Genomic DNA, 17,902 nt, shown 5'->3' with positions numbered 1-17,902 from the left:
GGCTGATCCGTGCAGGAGGAGGACGCATGAGGTACCGCACCAGAGCGGGACGGTTGCGCACCGGTCCGCTCGCGCTGATGGCCGCGGCGGCAACTGCCGCGGGTGTTATGCCGTTCGTCGCGCCGGTGGCGAACGCGGCCGTGGCTTGCACGGTCAACTACCAGGTCACGAACCAGTGGCAGGGTGGCTTCGGCGCCAGCGTGTCCATCCGCAACGAGGGCGACCCGGTGAACAACTGGCGCCTCACGTGGACCTTCCCGGATGGGCAGCGCGTCCAGCAGGGCTGGAACGGCACCTTCTCGCAGAGCGGCGCCGCGGTCACCGTGGCGGCGCCGGGTTGGGCGCCGAACCTCGGCACGGGCGCCACCGTCACGCCGGGCTTCAACGGCTCGTGGACCGGCCAGAACCGGCCGCCCACGGACTTCGCCCTCAACGGCACCCGCTGCACCGGGCCGAACGTCAACGCCGACCCGACGGTGTCGCTGACCTCGCCGACGCCCGCGCAGACGTTCCAGTCCGGCCAGGCGGTCCCGCTGGCGGCCACCGCGGCCGACACCGACGGCACCGTGTCCAAGGTCGAGTTCCTGGCCGACGGCGTGGTCGTCGCGACCGACACGAGCTCCCCGTACACGGGTTCGTGGACCGGCGCGACCGTGGGCGAGCACGCGATCGTGGCCCGCGCGACGGACGACAAGGGCGGCATCGGCAACTCCAGCATCGCGAGCATCCGCGTCATCGCGGGTCAGGCGATCCAGGCCAGCCCGGCGTCGCTGACCGTGCGGCAGGGCGGCACCGGCACCTTCGGCGTCTCCCTGGCCACCGCGCCGACCGCGAACGTGACGGTCACCGTGGCGCGCTCGGGCGGCAGCACCGACCTCACGGCCGGTCCCGTGTCGCTGACGTTCACGCCGTCCAACTGGGCGACCAAGCAGAACGTCACGGTCACCTCCGCGGCCAACGGCGGCGAGCTGGGCACGGCCACGTTCACGGCGAGCGCCACCGGCGCGGCCGCGGCGACGGTCGAGGTCCGCGAGACCAGCGCCGACACCTCGCCGTTCGAGCAGGAGTTCCTGGACCTCTACGCCAAGATCAACGACCCGGCGAGCGGCTACTTCCGCACCTTCTCCGATGGCCTGAAGGTGCCGTACCACTCGATCGAGACGCTGATGGTCGAGGCGCCGGACCACGGTCACCAGACCACGTCCGAGGCGTTCAGCTACTACCTGTGGCTGGAGGCCAGCTACGGCAAGATCGTGGGTGACTGGGCGCCGTTCAAGAAGGCCTGGGCCTCGATGGAGAAGTACATCATCCCGGCCAAGGCGGACCAGCCCACCAACGACAAGTACGACGCCTCCAAGCCGGCGACGTACGCGCCGGAGCACCCGCGGATGGACCAGTACCCGTCGGTGCTGGACTCCGGCGTGCCGGTGGGTCGCGACCCGATCGCGGCCGAGCTGAAGTCGGCCTACGGCAACAGCGACATCTACGGCATGCACTGGCTGCTCGACGTCGACAACACCTACGGCTTCGGCCGGTGCGGCGACGAGTCGGACGCGGCGCCCGCGTACATCAACACCTACCAGCGCGGTTCGTCGGAGTCGGTGTGGGAGACCATCCCGCAGCCGTCCTGCGACACCTTCGCGCACGGTGGCCCCAACGGCTTCCTCGACCTGTTCACCAAGGACGCCAGCTACGCCAAGCAGTGGAAGTACACCAACGCCCCGGACGCCGACGCGCGTGCGGTGCAGGTGGCCATGCTGGCGCAGGAGTGGGCGACCGAGCAGGGCAAGGCCAGCGAGGTCGCGCCCGAGCTGGAGAAGGCCGCCAAGATGGGCGACTACCTCCGCTACGCCATGTTCGACAAGTACTTCAAGAAGATCGGCAACTGCACCAGCCCCAGCTGCGCGGCCGGTACCGGCAAGGACAGCGCGCACTACCTGATGTCCTGGTACTACGCGTGGGGTGGCGCGACCGACACGTCCGCCGGTTGGGCGTGGCGCATCGGTGACGGCGCGTCGCACCAGGGCTACCAGAACCCGCTCGCGGCCTACGCGTTGGCGAACGTGCCCGCGCTGAAGCCGAAGTCGGCGACCGGCCAGCAGGACTGGGCCACGTCGATGACCCGCCAGCTGGAGCTGCTGCAGTGGCTCCAGTCGGCCGACGGCGCCATCGCCGGTGGTGTCACCAACAGCTGGGAGGGTTCCTACAGCGCGCCGCCTTCGGGCACGCCGACCTTCTACGGCATGTACTACGACGCCCACCCGGTGTGGCGCGACCCGCCGTCGAACCGCTGGTTCGGCTTCCAGGCGTGGCAGATGGAGCGCACCGCCGCCCTGTACGAGAAGACCGGCAACGCGACGGCCAAGAAGATCCTCGACAAGTGGGTCCCCTGGGCCATCGCGAACACCACCGTCGGCACCGGCGGCCAGTTCCAGATCCCGAACGACCTGACCTGGACGGGCGCTCCGGACAACTGGAACGCCACCAACCCCGGCGCCAACGCGGGCCTGCGCGTCACGGTCGACAACCACAGCCAGGACGTCGGCATCGCCGCGTCCTACGCCAAGACGCTCCTCAACTACGCGGCCAAGTCGGGCAACGCCCAGGCGAAGACCGTCGGTGAGGGCCTCTTGACGGCGATGTTGTCGCACAAGGACGACAAGGGCATCGCGGTGCCGGAGCAGCGCAAGGACTACAACCGCTTCGACGACGTCTACAACACGTCGACGCGTGAGGGTCCTTACGTTCCGTCGGGCTGGTCGGGCGACATGCCCAACGGCGACCAGATCAAGCCCGGTGTGTCCTTCGTGGACATCCGCTCGATGTTCAAGCAGGACAAGGACTGGCCGAAGGTCCAGGCGTACCTGGACGGCGGCCCCGCGCCGACCTTCACCTACCACCGGTTCTGGGCGCAAGCTGAGATCGCCACGGCGTTCCAGCTGCACGTGGAGCTGTTCGGGTAGACCCGCGAAGGTCGCCGACACCCCCCTCACGACGTGGTGAGGGGGGTGTTCGGCGTGTCCCGGGACGTCGCGATCGTCGACCGCGTCCGGACGTGGGCCTCGCCGGCGGAACGACCTTCGAACTTCGGTGTTGACTCCGGCGAGAGAGCTGTGCCACATTTCTGGCACCCCGCCCCGCTGACCTCGGTCGGCGGCGTTGTCGCAGCGATCGAAACGATTCGATTCAGTGAGCTGCACCTTCGAACAATTCGACGAGCGCGAGAGGTGTGCCGTGGACCCGCTGCCGTTCCGCGACCCGGGTCTGCCGGTCGAGGACAGGGTGACCGACCTGCTCGGCCGGCTGACCGACGAGGAGAAGGTGGCGCTGCTGCACCAGCACCAGCCTGCCGTGCCGAGACTGGGGTTGGCGGCGTTCCACACGGGCATGGAGGTGCTGCACGGCGTCGCGTGGAACGGCGTGGCGACCGTGTTCCCGCAAGCGGTCGGGCTGGGTTCCTCGTGGGACACCGAGCTCGTGCGGCGGGTCGGCGAGGCCGTCGGCGTGGAGGCGCGGGGCTTCCACCACCGGGACCCGGTCGCGCACGGGCTGAACGTGTGGGCGCCGGTGGTGAACCCGTTGCGCGACCCGCGCTGGGGCCGCAACGAGGAGGGCTACTCCGAGGACCCGACGCTGACCGCCGCGATGGGCACGGCGTACGCGAGCGGTCTGCGCGGCGACCACCCGCGCTACCTGCGGACAGCGCCGACGTTGAAGCACTTCCTGGGCTACAACAACGAGGACGACCGCTGCGTCACCTCGTCCGACCTCCGGCCGAGGGTGCTGCACGAGTACGAGCTGCCGTGCTTCCGGGGCCCGGTCGAGGCGGGCGCGGCGGTGGCGGTGATGCCGTCGTACAACCTGGTCAACGGCCGTCCCGCGCACCTGAGCCCGTTGATCGAGCAGGAGTTGCGGACGTGGGCGCCGGACGGTCTCGCGGTCGTCAGCGACGCCTACGCGCCCTCGAACGTGGCCGGGTTGCAGGCGTACCTGCCGACGCAGGCCGAGGGGCACGCGGCGTTGCTGAACGCGGGCCTGGACAGCTTCACCGACCAGGACGCCGACCCGACGTTGACGGTCGAGAGCGTCACCACGGCGATCAAGGACGGCCTGCTGGACCGGGCGGTGGTGGAGCGGGCCGTGGGCCGGGTGCTCGCGCTGCGGTTCCGGCTCGGCGAGTTCGACCCCGCGCCCGGGGACCGGGACGACCCGGCGGACGTCAACCCCTACCGGGCCATCACCTCCGACGTGATCGGCACGCACGGCGGGCTGGCGCTGGAAGCCGCGCGGCAGGCGGTCGTGCTGCTGCGCAACGAGTCCGCGCTGCCGTTGGCGCGCGGCACGAAGCTGGCCGTCATCGGCACGCACGCGGACGCGGTGTTCGAGGACTGGTACAGCGGCACCCCGCCGTACCAGGTGACCGTCCGAAGGGGACTGGAGGAGTTCGCCTCCTCCGTCGCCTACGTCGAGGGGGTCGACCGGATCGCGCTGCGCGCGGCGGACGGCCGCTACCTCGGCGTGCGCGGCGGCGTCGTGGGCCTGGGGGAGCGGGCGCTGTTCGACCGCTTCGACTGGGGCGACGGCGTGTGGACGTTGCGGGACGTGGGTTCCCGCCGCTACCTGGGCGTGGCGGAGGACGGCTCGCTGGTCGCCACGGCCGCGACGCCGGGCGGCTGGGACGTGCGCGAGCTGTTCGAGCCCAGGCTCACCGACGGCGGTGTGGTGCTGCGCAACACCGTCGGCGGAGACGACGACCCGGCAACGCTGGACGGCAGCGGTGCTCGACTGGACAGCACCCCCTTCGAGATCGAACGCGTGGTGGACGGGATCGCCGCCGCCGCGGAGGTCGCCGCGCGGGCCGACACCGTCGTGCTGGTGCTGGGCAACGACCCGCACATCAACGGCCGCGAGACCGAGGACCGCACCACGCTGCGCCTGCCGTCGCTCGACCTGGTGCGCGCGGTGCGGGAGGCGAACCGGAACACGGTGCTGGTGCTCGTGAGCAGCTACCCGTACGCGCTGGACGGCGAGGAGGAGCACCTGCCGGGCATCGTGTGGACCGCGCACGGCGGGCAGGAGCAGGGCCGGGCGGTCGCGGAGGCGTTGTTCGGCGCGTTCTCCCCGTCGGGCAGGCTCACCCAGACCTGGTACCGGTCCGACGACGACCTGCCGGACATCTTCGACTACGACATCATCCGGGCCGGCGCCACGTACCTGTACTTCACCGGCGAGCCGCTGTTCCCGTTCGGCCACGGCCTGTCCTACACCGAGTTCGAGTACTCCGACCTCACGTGGGCCGACGGCGTCGCCACGGTCTCGGTCACGAACACCGGTGACGTCGCGGGCGCGGAAGTCGTGCAGCTGTACGCCGCGGCGCTCGACTCGCGGGTGCGGCTGCCGGTGCGCAGGCTCCAGTCGTTCCACCGGGTCCACCTCGAGCCGGGCGGGACGGCGGTGGTCGAGCTGCGGTCGGACCAGCTGTGGCACTGGGACGTCGTCACCGGCCGCCGGGTGGTCGAGGCCGGTCGGTACGAGCTGCTGGCCGGGGCGTCCTCGCGGGACGTCCGGGCCCGGCTGCTGGTCGACGTGCCGGGGGAGGTGCTCGTGCCGCGCACGGGTGCGTTGCCCGCCTTGGACTTCGACGACTGCGACGGCGTGCGACTCGTGGACGACGAGGTCGTGTTCACCCGCGAGGGCGCGTGGATCTCCTTCGAGGACGTGACACCCGGGTCGCGGTCCGCGCCACCGGGCACCCGGATCTCGGTCGACGGCACGTCGCTGGTGCTCACCGCCGACACGGCCGGCGTGCGCGTGCGGGAGGTGCGCTGACGTGGTCACCATCGCCGACGTCGCGCGGCACGCCGGGGTCGCGCCCAGCACCGTGTCCTACGTGCTCACCGGCCGCCGCTCGATCTCCACGGCCACCAAGGCGAGGGTCGAGGCGAGCGTGCGGGCGCTGGGCTACCACCCGCACGCGGGCGCCAGGTCGCTGGCCAGCAACCGCGCCAACGTGCTCGCGCTCGTGCTGCCGATGCGCGAGGGCATGCACATGCCGGTGCTGATGCAGTTCGTCGTCGCGGTCGCCAACGCGGCCCGCCGGCACGACCACGACGTGCTGCTGGTGACCGCGGACCAGGGCGCGGCGGGCCTGCGCCGGGTGGCGGGCAGCGCCCAGGTCGACGGGCTGCTCGTGATGGACGTGGAGATGCACGACGAGCGCGTGCCCGTGCTGCGGGACCTGGACCGGCCGTCGGTGCTGATCGGCTTCCCCGCCGACGCGGCCGGGTTGACGTGCGTGGACCTGGACTTCGCCGAGGCGGGTTCGCGGTGCGTGGACCACCTGGCCGACCTCGGGCACACCTACGTGGCGCTGGTCGGCGCGCCGCGCGCGGTCTACCAGCGCGACACCGGTTTCGCGCACCGGACCATGGCCGGGTTCAGCGCGGCGGCGATGCGGCGCGGCGTCTCCTCGACCACGCTGCCCACGGAGACCGACCACGAGTCGGTGCGGGCGGCCATCACCGGCCTGCTGGAGCGCCACCCCGCGGTGACGGGCCTGGTGGTGCACAACGAGGCCGCGTTGCCGTCGGTGGTCGAGGTGCTGCGGTCGCTGGGCCGCAAGGTGCCCGACGACATCGCCGTGATCGCGATCTGCCCGGACGACCAGGCCGAACGGCTGACACCGGCGCTGACCTCGGTGGCCGTGCCCGCCGAGCAGTTGGGCCACCACGCGGTGGCGCTGCTGATGGCCAAGCTGGACCGGACACCGACCCCGCCGCTGACGTTACTGCCCCCGAGGCTGACCGAACGGGCCAGCACGACCCGCTGACGGCCGCCCGTCCGCGATCGGCTCGGCGACGCCCGGGAAGTCGGGCGTCGCCGACGTGCCGCCGCCGCTACCCTCCGGTGGATGAGCGACAACCACGTCGTGGTCATCACCACCACCGACAGCGAGGACGCGGCCGGCGCGTTGGCGAAGGCGATCGTGGGGGCGCGGCTCGCGGCGTGCGTGCAGATCAGCGGCCCGGTCCGCAGCGTCTACCGGTGGGAGGGCGCGGTCAACGACGACCGCGAGTGGCAGCTCTGGATCAAGACCGCCTACGACCGGGTGGACGAGCTGACCGAGTTCGTGACGGCGCGGCACACCTACGACGTGCCCGAGGTGCTGGCCCTGCCCGTGCTCGGCGGCAACCCCGACTACCTGGCGTGGCTCACCGAGGAGACCCGACCGCCCACGTGACGGGTGGCGGCCCGCGCCCCGCGGACCGCCACCCGGTGTTCACCTGGTCTCGGTCGTCGCCCGAGCGCGTTCTTCGGCGCGTTCCGCGGCCAGCGACGTGCGGAACGCCTTCAGCTCCCGCTTGACCACCGGCGCGAGCAGGTACAGGCCGATGATGTTGAACAGCGCCAGCGTGAACAGCACCGCGTCGGCGAAGTCCAGCACGCTGCCCAGCGTGAGCACCGAGCCGACCACGATGAACGCGCAGAAGATCACCCGGTAGGCGGTCTCGCTGCCCTTGCTCTTGCCGAACAGGTAGACCCACGCCTTCTCGCCGTAGTAGCTCCACGTGATGATCGTGGACACGGCGAACAGGACGACGGCCACCGTCAGCACGTACGGGAACCACGGCAGCACGGTGCCGAAGGACTCCGAGGTGACCGTGACGCCGTCCGGGCGCGGTCCGCCCGCCGCGACCGTGGCCTGGGCGTCCTTCCAGAACTGGGTCTGCGCCACGACGATGGTCAACGCGGTCATCGTGCAGATGACCACGGTGTCGATGAACGGCTCGAGCAACGCCACGTAGCCCTCGGTCACCGGGCGGCGGGTCTTCACCGCGGAGTGCGCGATGGACGCCGAGCCGAGGCCGGCCTCGTTGGAGAACGCGGCCCGCTGGAACCCGACGATCAACGCGCCGACAGCGCCTCCCGCGACGCTGTCGGCGCTGAACGCGCCCGAGACGATCTGGCCGATCGCGTCCGGGATCGTGGTGACGTTCAGCAGGATGACGACGAGGCAGCCCGAGACGTAGAGGATCGCCATCGCGGGCACCAGCTTGCCGGTGACGCGGCCGATGGACTTGATGCCTCCGATGATGACCGCGCCGACGACCAGCGCCAGGACGATGCCGAAGACGAGCGCCGCGCCGTCGCCGCCGAGGAAGCCGTCCGCGCCGCCGGTCACCGAGCGGAGCTGCGCGAACGTCTGGTTGGCCTGGAACATGTTGCCGCCCGCGATCCCGAAGAACAGGATCATGATCGCGGCGCCGGCGGCGAGCACCCGGCCGACACCGCGCCCGGCCGCGTTGGGGAAGCGCTCCGCCAGGCCCTTGCGCAGGTAGTGCATGGGACCGCCGGACACCGAGCCGTCCGCGTGCACGTCCCGGTACTTCACGCCCAGCGTGCACTCGACGAACTTCGTGCACATGCCGAGCAGGCCGCACACGATCATCCAGAACGTCGCGCCCGCGCCGCCGATGGTCACCGCGACGCCGACACCGGCGATGTTGCCCAGGCCGACGGTGCCCGACACGGCCGAGCTGAGCGCCTGGAAGTGGCTGATCTCGCCGGGGTCGTCCGGCTTGCTGTGCTTGCCGCGCACGATCCGCAGCGCGGTGCCGAAACCGCGCAGCTGGATGACGCCGAAGTACGTGGTGAAGATCGCGGCGGCCAGCACCAGCCAGCCGACGATCCACGGGAACGTCACGCCGAAGACCGTGACCTCGGCGAAGATGAAGCCCGAGACGGCCTCCGAGACCGGCGTGAAGGCGTTGTTGATCACCTCCTCGACCGTGGACAGCGTGCCGCCCTCGGCGGCGAGGACGGTAGGCGGCGGTGGCAAGGGTGGACTTGTGGTCATGAGCGGGTAGTTGACCGGATGCGGTGAGTCCGGAGAAAGTGGACTTGAGCATTTCTTTAGGTTCGGTTCACCTCCGTGACCGACCGCGTGCACCGAACGCGGTGATCAGGTCCGCCCTCGGCCGCCCGCTCACCGGGCCGTCGCTCACCGGGCCGTCGCTCACCGGGCCGTCGCTCACCCCGGCCGAAGCCGACCGCCTGCCCACCCCGCCCGGCCTCCGCCCTCACGTGACGTCCGGGCGGTTTGGCGGGTCGGTCCCGGGTCACCCCTCGGGCATGGCCTCGACCCCAGCCCACGACCTGTACCGGCGGTGGCTCGACGAGCTGTGGAACGGCGGCCCCGACGCCGCCGAGCGGCTGGTCGGCGCGGACTTCGTCGGGCACTGGCCCGACCGCGACGTGACCGGACCCGCCGAGCTCGCCGCCGTCGTCGGCGAGACCCACGCGATGTTCACCGACCTGTCCTTCACCCTCGACGTCGGCCCCATCGTCGAAGGCGACCTCGTCGCGGCCCGCTGGACCGGCCGGGGCCGGACCGCGGACGGGCGGGCGAGCTTCCTCGGCAACGACATCCTGCGGGTCCGGGACGGCCTGTTCGTCGAGTACTGGGTCGCCACCCGGGCGCGGAGCTGACGACCGCCCGGCGCGGCTCACCGCGGCGGCCGACCGTCCAGGAACGCCGTGATCAGCGCGGCGCCGGTGGCGGCCAGCCAGGCGCGCAGGTCGAGCAGCCCGGGGCGCAGCCTGCGGGTGGCCGCGACGTCGGCTCGGTAGCCGCGCTCGTTCAGCCACTCGTTGGCGTGCGCGAAGTCCTCGCCGATCCGCCTGACGGCCTCGATCGGGACCTGCTCGTAGGGCAGCTCGCGCCCGGTGGCCGCCGAGATCGCGGCGGCGATCCCGACCGGCGTGACCTCGTCCCCGGCCAGGTCCTGCGCGCGGCCGATCCACTCGTGCGGCTCGGCGAACGCCGCCGCGACGAACGCGGCCACGTCGTCCACCGCGATGAGCTGCTGCGGCACGTGCGGCGCGAGGCCGGTGGACACCGTGCCGCCCCGCAGGGCGTAACCGCCGGTGAAGTTCTCCATGAACGACACCGGGCGCAGGACCGTGGCGGGCAGGCCGAGGGCGGCGACGTGCCGTTCGATCCGGTGCTTGCTGACGACGTTGACCGGCAGCACCTCGGTGGCGTGGCGGCCCGCGCCGGCCACCGAGCTGAACACGAAGTGCCCGACACCGGCTTTCCGGGCGGCTTCGGCGACGTTGACGCCCCAGCGGACCTCGTCGTCGGCGCCGAACCCCGGCGGGGTGCCGGGCGAGCCGACCGTCGGCTGCACGCTGAACACCCCGTGCGCGCCGTCCATCGCGGCGACCAGCGAGTCCACGTCCTCCATGTCGGCGCGCACCAGCGGCGCCGGCGACCGCCCGGCCCTCGCCGGGTCGCGGGTCAGCGCGCGGACGCGCCACCCGTCCGCCAGCAGCCGTGCCGTCACCGCACGGCCCTGCGTGCCGGTCGCGCCGACCACCGCGATCGTCCTGTCCACAGTTCTCCTCCGTAACCGGGGTGGGCCCCCGTTTGCTGCCCGGTACGATATGGAGGACCACCCCACTTGGTCCAGTGCCTTTCGGGAGGAGCCGTCCGATGCGGGCCGACGCGCGCCGGAACCGGGAGCGGATCGTCGAGGTCGCCGGGGTCGCGATCGCCGAGCAGGGCGCGGACGCGTCGCTGGAGGAGATCGCCCGTCGGGCGGAGGTCGGGTCGGCCACCCTGCACCGGCACTTCCCGACCCGTCAGGCGCTGCTGGAAGCGGTGTTCACCGACCGGGTCGAGGCGTTGTGCGACCAGGCCCGCGCCCTCGCCGCCGACCTGGCCCCCGGACCCGCCCTGGTGGCCTGGCTGCGCGCGGTCGGCGGGCACGCGGCGGCGAACCGGGGCCTGGCCGCGTCACTGCTGCGCGGCGCGGACCCGTCCCTCGGCCGCACGTGCCACGCGATGATCACCACGGCCGGTGACGGACTGCTGGCGGCGGCCCGCCGTGCGGGCGACGTGCGCGCCGACGTGCCGATCGTGGACCTGCTCAAGCTGGCCAACGCCGTCGCGCTGGCCGCGGAGGGCGAGCCCGGCGAAGCCGACCGCCTGCTCACCCTGGCGCTGACCGGCATCCACCCCGGGCCGCGACCGTGACCACCGAGCGGGTCAGATCCCCAGCCGCCGCCGGAGCAGGGTGGCCGTGTGCACGGGTTCGGCGTCCGACCCGTGCCGGACCTGCGTGCGGCAGCTGAAGCCGTCCGCCACGACCGCGGTGCCCGCGTCGGCGGCCCGCACGGCCGGGAACAGGGTCTGCTCGCCCACCGCCATCGACACGTCGTAGTGCCCGCGCTCGAAGCCGAAGTTGCCTGCCAGCCCGCAGCACCCCTCCAGCACCGACGCGCTCACCCCGGTCCTGGCCAGCAACTCCCGGTCCGCGTCCAGGCCCAGCTCCGCGTACTGGTGGCAGTGCGGCTGCACGACCGCCCGCACGCCGTCGCCCGCCACCGGCTCCAGCAGCGGCGACACGTGCTCGGCGAACGTGCGCACCGACTCCGCCAGCCGCACCACGTCCGGGTCGTCGCCCGCCACCTCCAGCGCGTCGGACCGCAGGAACGCCGTGCAGCTCGGCTCCAGCCCCACCACCGGCACGCCGTCGCGCGTCCACGGCCGCAGCACGCGGGCCGTCCGCCGCACCACCCGCCGAGCCACGCCCACCTGGCCGGTGGAGAACCACGTCAACCCGCAGCACACCGCGCCCCGCGGCACCTCGACCGCCTGACCCGCGTGCCCGAGCACCGCCGCCGCGTCGAACCCGATCCCCGGCTCGAAGTGGTTGGTGAACGTGTCCGGGAACAGCAGCACCCGATCACCACCGCCACCACCGGCGAACCTCGACTGGAACGACCGCACCGGCGTCGGCAGCGGCCGTTCCGGCGCCACGCCGCCGAACCTCCCCAGCCGCGCGGTGAGCCCGTTCACCAGCCGCAACCGCAGCCACAGCGGCAACCAGCCCATCGAGTAGTGCGCCGCGGGCCGCACCCGTCCCCGGTAGTGGTGGTGCAGGAACTCCGCCTTGTAGGTGGCCATGTCCACGTCCACCGGGCAGTCCCGCTTGCACCCCTTGCAGCCCAGGCACAGGTCCAGCGCGTCGCGGACCTCCTCGGACCGCCACCCGCCGCGCACCACCTGGCCGCCGAGCATCTCGAACAACAGCCGCGCCCGCCCGCGCGTGGAGTGCTTCTCCTCCTTCGTCACCCGGTAGCTCGGGCACATCACCCCGCCGGAGGTGTTCAGGCACTTGCCCACGCCGACGCACCGCCGCGTCGCCGCCGCCAGGTCACCGCCGTCGGCGGGCAGCGCGAGCTTCGCCCTGGTCGGGATCACCGGTGGCGCGACCAGCACCCGCAGGTCCTCGTCCAGCTTCGCGGGCGCCACGATCCGGCCCGGGTTCATCCGGTTGTCCGGGTCGAACGCCGCCTTGAACCGCCCGAACGCCTCGATCGCGGCCGGCGGGTACATCCGGGGCAGCAGCTCCGAACGGGCCTGCCCGTCGCCGTGCTCGCCGGACAACGACCCGCCGTGCGCCACCACCAGGTCCGCCGCGTCCTCCAGGAACGACCGGTGCCCGCGCCGGAAGTCGAAGTCGATCCGCACGTGCAGGCAGCCCTCGCCGTAGTGCCCGTAGGTGACGCCGCGCCTGCCGTGCCCGGCCAGCAACGCGTCGAACTCCCGCAGGTAGGCGCCCAGCCGCTCGGGCGGCACGGCCGCGTCCTCCCACCCTGACCACGCCTCGCCGCCGTCGGCCATCCGCGTCGCCAGCCCCGCGCCGTCCTCCCTTACCCGCCACAGCGCGCGCTGCCGTGCCGGATCGGTCACCACCACCGAGTGCGGCGCGAGCGCGGCGGCCCGGTGCGCGACCGCGTCCTCCGCCGTCTCGACGAACAGCCAGCTCTCGCCGCGCGGCAGCAGCCGCCGGGACTCGCCGGCCACCCGCGCCAGCTCGGCGTTGAGGCCCTCGATGGTGAGCACGTCCAGCTCGCGCAGCTGCGGGGCCAAATCGGCGGCGTCGTAGGGACCGTCGAAGCCGAGCACGGCCAGCACCCGGCGCGGCGGGGCCTGCACCAGCCGGACCGTCGCGCCGAGCACGGTCGCGCACGTGCCCTCCGAGCCGACCAGCGCCCTGGTCAGGTCCGGCAACGCGTCCAGCCGGTAGCCGGACACCCGGCGGTCCAGCGCGGGGAACCACGCCGGGTCCACCTCGGGCAGGTCGAGCGGCGGGGGAGTGCGGGTGTCGAACCGGCGGCCGTCGGCCAGCAGCACGTCGAGGGCGCGCACGTTGTCGCTGGTCTTGCCCCACGCCACGGAGTGCGCGCCGCACGCGTCGTTGCCGATCATGCCGCCGAGCGTGCAGCGCGAGTGGGTGGACGGGTCGGGCCCGAACACCAGCCCGTGCGGCCGGGCGGCGTCGTTGAGCCGGTCCAGCACCACGCCGGGCTGCACCACCGCGACCCGCTCGACCGGGTCCACCGAGATCACCCGGTCGAGGTACCGGGAGAAGTCGATCACCAGGCCGGCGCCCGCCGAGTTGCCCGCGATCGACGTGCCGGCGCCACGGTTCGTGATCGGCACGCCGTGCTCGACCGCCACCCCGACCGCCGCCACCACCCCGTCCACCGACCGGGGTCGCACGACGACCAGCGGCACGTGGCGGTAGTTGGACGCGTCGACGGAGTACAGCGCGCGGTCGCCGGGGTCGGCGAGCACGTCGCCGTCCACCGCGACCCGGAGGTGTTCGACGAAACCGGTCACCGCCCGATTGTGATCCACCCCCGGCCAATGGTGGCGTACTTAGGGGTAGGGGATAGCCTCGCCCCGCATCAACCAGCAGCGATGGGAGCAAGCGTGTCGAGGTCGGTTCTGGTCACCGGGGGCAACCGGGGCATCGGTCTGGCGATCGCGCGGGCGTTCGCGGCGCAGGGCGACAAGGTCGCGGTGACCCACCGCGGCTCCGGCGCGCCCGAGGGCCTGCTCGGCGTCAAGTGCGACGTGACCAGCTCCACCGAGGTGGACGCGGCGTTCGCCGAGGTCGAGGCCGCGCACGGGCCGGTCGAGGTGGTCGTGGCCAACGCGGGCATCACCGACGACACCCTCCTGCTGCGGATGACCGACGAGCAGTTCACCCGCGTCCTCGACGCCAACCTGACCGGCGCGTTCCGGGTCGCGCAGCGCGCGTCCAAGGGCATGCTGCGCAAGCGCTACGGCCGCATCGTGTTCATCTCGTCCGTGGTCGGCCTCGCGGGCGGCGCGGGCCAGGTCAACTACGCGGCCAGCAAGGCGGGCCTGGTGGGCGTGGCCCGGTCGATCGCCCGCGAGCTCGGCACGCGCAACATCACCGCGAACGTCGTCGCGCCCGGCTTCATCACCACGGACATGACCGACGCGCTGCCGGAGGACCGCAAGAAGCAGATCCTCGCCCAGGTGCCGTCGGGCCGCTACGGCACGACCGACGAGATCGCCGCCGCCGTCACCTTCCTGGCCTCCGACGCCGCCGCCTACATCACCGGCGCGGTGCTGCCGGTCGACGGCGGCCTCGGCATGGGCCACTGAACCGCCGACCCACTGTGCCGCCGAACCACTGGGCGGGCACCACTACCAAGCACAACACCTCGGAGGACGGGTTTCAGTGACGGGACTGCTCGAAGGCAAGCGGCTGCTGATCACCGGTGTGATCACGGACGCGTCGATCGCCTTCCACGTGGCCAAGGTCGCCCAGGAGCAGGGCGCCCAGGTCGTGCTCACCGGCTTCGGCCGGATGAGCCTCGTGGAGCGGATCGCCAAGCGCCTGCCGCAGGCCGCGCCGGTGGTCGAGCTCGACGTGCAGAACCAGGAGCACCTGGACACGTTGGCGGACCGGCTGCGCGAGCACGTGGACGGCCTGGACGGCGTGGTGCACGCGATCGGCTACGCCCCGCCGTCGTGCCTGGGCGCGCCCTTCATGGACGCGCCCTGGGAGGACGTGGCCACGGCCATGCACGTCTCGGCGTACTCCTACAAGTCGCTGGTGACCGCCACCCTGCCGCTGCTGGGCAGCGGCGCGTCGGTGGTCGGCCTCGACTTCGACGCCCGCCAGGTGTGGCCCGCCTACAACTGGATGGGCCCGACGAAGGCGGCGTTCGAGTCGATCAACCGCTACCTGGCCCGCGAGCTCGGCCCGAAGGGCATCCGGATCAACCTGGTCTCGGCGGGCCCCGTGCGCACCATGGCCGCCAAGTCGATCCCCGGCTTCCCGGCCCTGGAGGCCATGTGGGGCGAGAAGGCCCCGCTGGGCTGGAACGTGGACGACCCGGAGCCGGTCGCCAAGTCGGTGTGCGGGCTGCTGTCGGACTGGTTCCCGGCCACCACCGGCTCGATGGTGTTCGTCGACGGCGGCGTGCACTTCCTGGGGCTCTAGCGCACCACCGGGTCGGCGTGGGTTCGATCACGCCGACCCGGTTGTGCGGCCGCCGGGCGGCGGCGCGAGGATGTCGGGGTGAGTTACGACGCGCTGCTCTGGCTGTCCTTCGGCGGACCGGAAGGACCCGACGACGTCCGCCCCTTCCTCGAGAACGTGACCCGGGGCCGGGGCGTGCCGCCCGAGCGGTTGGACGAGGTGGAGCAGCACTACCAGCACTTCGGCGGCGTGTCGCCGATCAACGCGCTCAACCGCGCCGCGATCGAGGCCGTGCGCGGCCTGGTCGACCTGCCGATCTACTTCGGCAACCGCAACTGGCACCCGATGGTCGAGGACGCGCTGGCCGAGATGAAGGCCGCCGGCGTCCGCCGCGCCCTCGTCTTCCCGACCAGCGCCTACGGCGGCTACTCGGCGTGCCGGCAGTACGACGAGGACATCCTGCGCGCGCGGGCGGCGGTCGAGGACGCGCCCGAGCTGGTCAAGCTGCGCCAGTTCTTCGACCACCCGCTGTTCGTGGCGTCGTTCGCGGACGCCGTGCGCGCCGCCGCGGCCCAGCTGCCCGGTGACGACTACCGGGTGGTGTTCACCGCGCACTCGGTGCCGGTGTCGGCCGACAAGGCCGCCGGACCGCCCGAGGACGGCGGCCACCTCTACTCCAGGCAGGTCGCCGAGGCGTCACGCCTGGTCGCCGAGGCCGTGGGCGCGGCCGACCACGACGTGGTGTGGCAGTCCCGGTCCGGCCCGCCGCAGGTCCCGTGGCTGGAACCGGACATCGTGGACCACCTGGACACCCTCTACGACAAGGGCGTGCGCAACGTGGTGGTGTGCCCGATCGGGTTCGTCAGCGATCACCTGGAAGTGGTGTGGGACCTCGACACCGAGGCCCGTGAGCGGGCGCAGGAGCTGGGCATGGGCTTCGCCCGCGCCGCCACGCCCAACGACGACCCCCGGTTCGCCGAACTGGTGGCGGAACTCGTCGCCGAGCACGTGGCGGACGCCCCGGCCCGCAAGCTCTCGGAGTTCCCGGCGCTGGGCTGCACGGTCGACGGCGCGTTCTGCGCCACGCGGTGCTGCGAGCCCGTGAAACGGCCGGGAGCGGGCCGGTGAGCGTGGACTTCAGCTGGTCGCCGCGGCCCGCCGACTGGCGTGACGCGCTGCGCACCTCCGTGCCGCTGTACCGGTGGGCGCCGTGGTTCGCCGCGGTGCTCGCCGTGCTGGGCGTCGTCGTGCTGGTGATGGGCATGACGTGGGCGGGCGTGTTCGGGCTCGTGCTCGCTGTGATCATCATCGCACTCGTCCCGGTGGGCACCGCGGTGAACTTCCACAACCACCCGCTGGCGGCCAAGGCGGTGACCGGCACGGCGGACGCGCACTCGTTGCGGATGTCCGTCGGCGAGGCCGCGCGCAGCGAGCTGAGCTGGGCCGAACTGCCCGGCTGGGTGGAGACGGCGCGGGGGTTCGTGCTGCGGACCGGCACGACCGCCGTGTACGCCGTGCCGCACCGCGCGTTCGCCGACGCCGAGGCGGTCGAGAAGTTCCGCTCCCTGCTGGTGGAACACGTCGGCCCGGCGGCCTGAGCCGGCGCAGGGCCCGCGTACCCTCGGTAGGCGTGTCTTGTGCGAGTGCGACGCTGGTCGTCTGGACGTCAGCCTGGCTGCATGGTGCGGCCGCGGCCGACGACGTCCTCGACGCCTTGGGGTTCTGGGCCGGTCTGCACGAAGTGGTGGCCGACGACGACGGCACCGCGACGGCGCTGGACCTGCCCGGCCCCGACGAGGCCCCGGTCGGCCCCGCGCTGCTGCTGGCGTCGTTGCGCCGCGCGTCCGCGACCACGGCCCGGCTGGTCATCCCCGTGCCCGGTGACGTGCGCGGGCTCGGGGCCAACGGTCCGCTCGGGAAGTCCGCGTTGCGCGCGGGCGAGGCCGCCGTGCTGCCCGAGGTCGGCGTGGGGCTGGTGCCGAAGCTGGTGGCCGACGGTGTCGTGCGGTGGACGGTGTTCGACCTGCCCGGCGCGCCGACCGGCGAGCACGTGCCGATCGGCGAGGCCGAGCACGGGCTGGCGTCGGCGATGCGCGAGGCGGCCACCGCGCTGGTGACGCTGGACGTGGCGCGGCACCGCCCGAACGTGCGGGCCGAGATCGCCGCGCTGTCCGCGGAGCACACGGCGCTGGAGTGGCCCGCCGGGATGCCGCCCCGCGCCCTGCGCGTGCTCCAGCGCGCCTCCGAGGTCGCCGCGATCCTCACCGTGGCGGCGTCGGACGCGCCGGGCGGAGCCGTGTCCGCGACCGCGACGAGGGCGCGGGACGAGGCGCTGCGGCCGTTGTCCGAGGCCGTGCGGCTGGCCCGGCTCGCCGCCGTGGACGAAGCCGTCCGGGTCCTTTCGGATCAGGGTGCCGGCCGCCATTAGGCGGCAGTCGTCGTCGAATATTCGACAGCTATTCGGTGACCATCGAAATGGATGATTGTCCGATCGTGGCACGGTGAATCGAATATTCGACGGCGAACGTACTCCCGAACCTCGCCGACTATCGGCCGAACAGGTGATCCGGGTGACGGCCATTCGCGCT

14 protein-coding genes are annotated in these 17,902 nt (G+C 72.6%); 11 read left to right on the top strand and 3 right to left on the bottom strand.

Annotation, left to right across the window (positions count from 1 at the left end):
• Positions 1–26: 26 nt before the first annotated feature.
• From AB0I91_RS11905 to cutA, 4 genes are all read left to right on the top strand, one after another.
• Positions 27–2,963 carry a glycoside hydrolase family 48 protein gene (locus AB0I91_RS11905; RefSeq protein WP_498775734.1) on the top strand — a complete coding sequence of 979 codons (2,937 nt, stop codon included), beginning with the start codon at positions 27–29 and terminating at the stop codon, positions 2,961–2,963.
• 271 nt (positions 2,964–3,234) lie between these two features.
• Complete coding sequence (locus AB0I91_RS11900) at positions 3,235–5,829, top strand: beta-glucosidase family protein (RefSeq protein WP_499636672.1); 2,595 nt, start codon at positions 3,235–3,237, stop codon at positions 5,827–5,829.
• A gap of 1 nt (position 5,830) precedes the next feature.
• Positions 5,831–6,829, top strand: coding sequence for a LacI family DNA-binding transcriptional regulator (locus AB0I91_RS11895; protein ID WP_498775738.1), 999 nt, complete (start codon positions 5,831–5,833; stop codon positions 6,827–6,829).
• Positions 6,830–6,910: 81 nt separating this feature from the next.
• Entirely contained in the window at positions 6,911–7,240 is a 330-nt protein-coding gene (gene cutA, locus AB0I91_RS11890; protein ID WP_498775740.1) for a divalent-cation tolerance protein CutA, read from the top strand.
• Between the two features lie 39 nt (positions 7,241–7,279).
• On the opposite strand, the gene AB0I91_RS11885 is transcribed toward cutA, so the two are convergent.
• Positions 7,280–8,857: an alanine/glycine:cation symporter family protein gene (locus AB0I91_RS11885; RefSeq protein WP_499636670.1), complete on the bottom strand. Its 1,578-nt coding sequence runs from the start codon at positions 8,855–8,857 to the stop codon at positions 7,280–7,282.
• Positions 8,858–9,132: 275 nt separating this feature from the next.
• On the opposite strand from AB0I91_RS11885, the gene AB0I91_RS11880 reads away from it, so the two are divergent.
• Positions 9,133–9,489 (top strand): ester cyclase, encoded by a 357-nt coding sequence (locus AB0I91_RS11880; protein WP_499636668.1) that lies wholly within the window; start codon positions 9,133–9,135, stop codon positions 9,487–9,489.
• A gap of 17 nt (positions 9,490–9,506) precedes the next feature.
• Here the strand turns inward: AB0I91_RS11880 and AB0I91_RS11875 are convergent, their stop codons facing one another.
• Positions 9,507–10,397 carry an NmrA family NAD(P)-binding protein gene (locus tag AB0I91_RS11875; RefSeq protein WP_498775746.1) on the bottom strand — a complete coding sequence of 297 codons (891 nt, stop codon included), beginning with the start codon at positions 10,395–10,397 and terminating at the stop codon, positions 9,507–9,509.
• 98 nt (positions 10,398–10,495) lie between these two features.
• Here AB0I91_RS11875 and AB0I91_RS11870 point away from each other — a divergent pair, with 98 nt between their 5' ends.
• Entirely contained in the window at positions 10,496–11,038 is a 543-nt protein-coding gene (locus AB0I91_RS11870; RefSeq protein WP_499636666.1) for a TetR/AcrR family transcriptional regulator, read from the top strand.
• 12 nt (positions 11,039–11,050) lie between these two features.
• Here AB0I91_RS11870 and AB0I91_RS11865 read toward each other — a convergent pair whose 3' ends face one another.
• Positions 11,051–13,693: an FAD-binding and (Fe-S)-binding domain-containing protein gene (locus AB0I91_RS11865; protein ID WP_499636664.1), complete on the bottom strand. Its 2,643-nt coding sequence runs from the start codon at positions 13,691–13,693 to the stop codon at positions 11,051–11,053.
• Between the two features lie 93 nt (positions 13,694–13,786).
• On the opposite strand from AB0I91_RS11865, the gene fabG reads away from it, so the two are divergent.
• The 5 genes from fabG to AB0I91_RS11840 all read left to right on the top strand — a co-directional run bounded on the left by fabG (position 13,787) and on the right by AB0I91_RS11840 (position 17,742).
• Positions 13,787–14,491 (top strand): 3-oxoacyl-ACP reductase FabG, encoded by a 705-nt coding sequence (gene fabG, locus AB0I91_RS11860; protein ID WP_498775752.1) that lies wholly within the window; start codon positions 13,787–13,789, stop codon positions 14,489–14,491.
• A 76-nt stretch (positions 14,492–14,567) separates the two neighbouring features.
• The gene (gene fabI / locus AB0I91_RS11855; RefSeq protein WP_498775754.1) at positions 14,568–15,335 is read left to right on the top strand and encodes an enoyl-ACP reductase FabI; all 768 of its coding nucleotides are present in this window, start codon (positions 14,568–14,570) and stop codon (positions 15,333–15,335) included.
• Between the two features lie 78 nt (positions 15,336–15,413).
• Positions 15,414–16,442, top strand: coding sequence for a ferrochelatase (locus AB0I91_RS11850; protein ID WP_499636662.1), 1,029 nt, complete (start codon positions 15,414–15,416; stop codon positions 16,440–16,442).
• Positions 16,439–16,912 carry a YcxB family protein gene (locus AB0I91_RS11845; protein WP_498775758.1) on the top strand — a complete coding sequence of 158 codons (474 nt, stop codon included), beginning with the start codon at positions 16,439–16,441 and terminating at the stop codon, positions 16,910–16,912. The genes AB0I91_RS11850 and AB0I91_RS11845 overlap by 4 nt, the downstream gene beginning before the upstream one ends.
• A gap of 32 nt (positions 16,913–16,944) precedes the next feature.
• Positions 16,945–17,742 (top strand): Rv1486c family protein, encoded by a 798-nt coding sequence (locus AB0I91_RS11840; RefSeq protein ID WP_498775760.1) that lies wholly within the window; start codon positions 16,945–16,947, stop codon positions 17,740–17,742.
• Positions 17,743–17,902 lie beyond the last annotated feature (160 nt).

The organism is Actinosynnema sp. NPDC049800 (assembly GCF_040656635.1).
In the GTDB taxonomy this organism is placed as follows: Bacteria; Actinomycetota; Actinomycetes; order Mycobacteriales; family Pseudonocardiaceae; genus Actinosynnema.
Note: the sequence above shows the minus strand (reverse complement) of the source record. Positions and strands in the feature narration are given on the sequence as shown.

Bases quoted from the DNA above. Each gene is read 5' to 3' on its own strand.
- AB0I91_RS11905 (WP_498775734.1), top strand. From the start codon at position 27: ATGAGGTACCGCACCAGAGCGGGACGGTTGCGCACCGGTCCGCTCGCG.
- AB0I91_RS11880 (WP_499636668.1), top strand. From the start codon at position 9,133: ATGGCCTCGACCCCAGCCCACGACCTGTACCGGCGGTGGCTCGACGAG.
- cutA (WP_498775740.1), top strand. From the start codon at position 6,911: ATGAGCGACAACCACGTCGTGGTCATCACCACCACCGACAGCGAGGAC.
- AB0I91_RS11870 (WP_499636666.1), top strand. From the start codon at position 10,496: ATGCGGGCCGACGCGCGCCGGAACCGGGAGCGGATCGTCGAGGTCGCC.
- AB0I91_RS11885 (WP_499636670.1), bottom strand. From the start codon at position 8,857: ATGACCACAAGTCCACCCTTGCCACCGCCGCCTACCGTCCTCGCCGCC.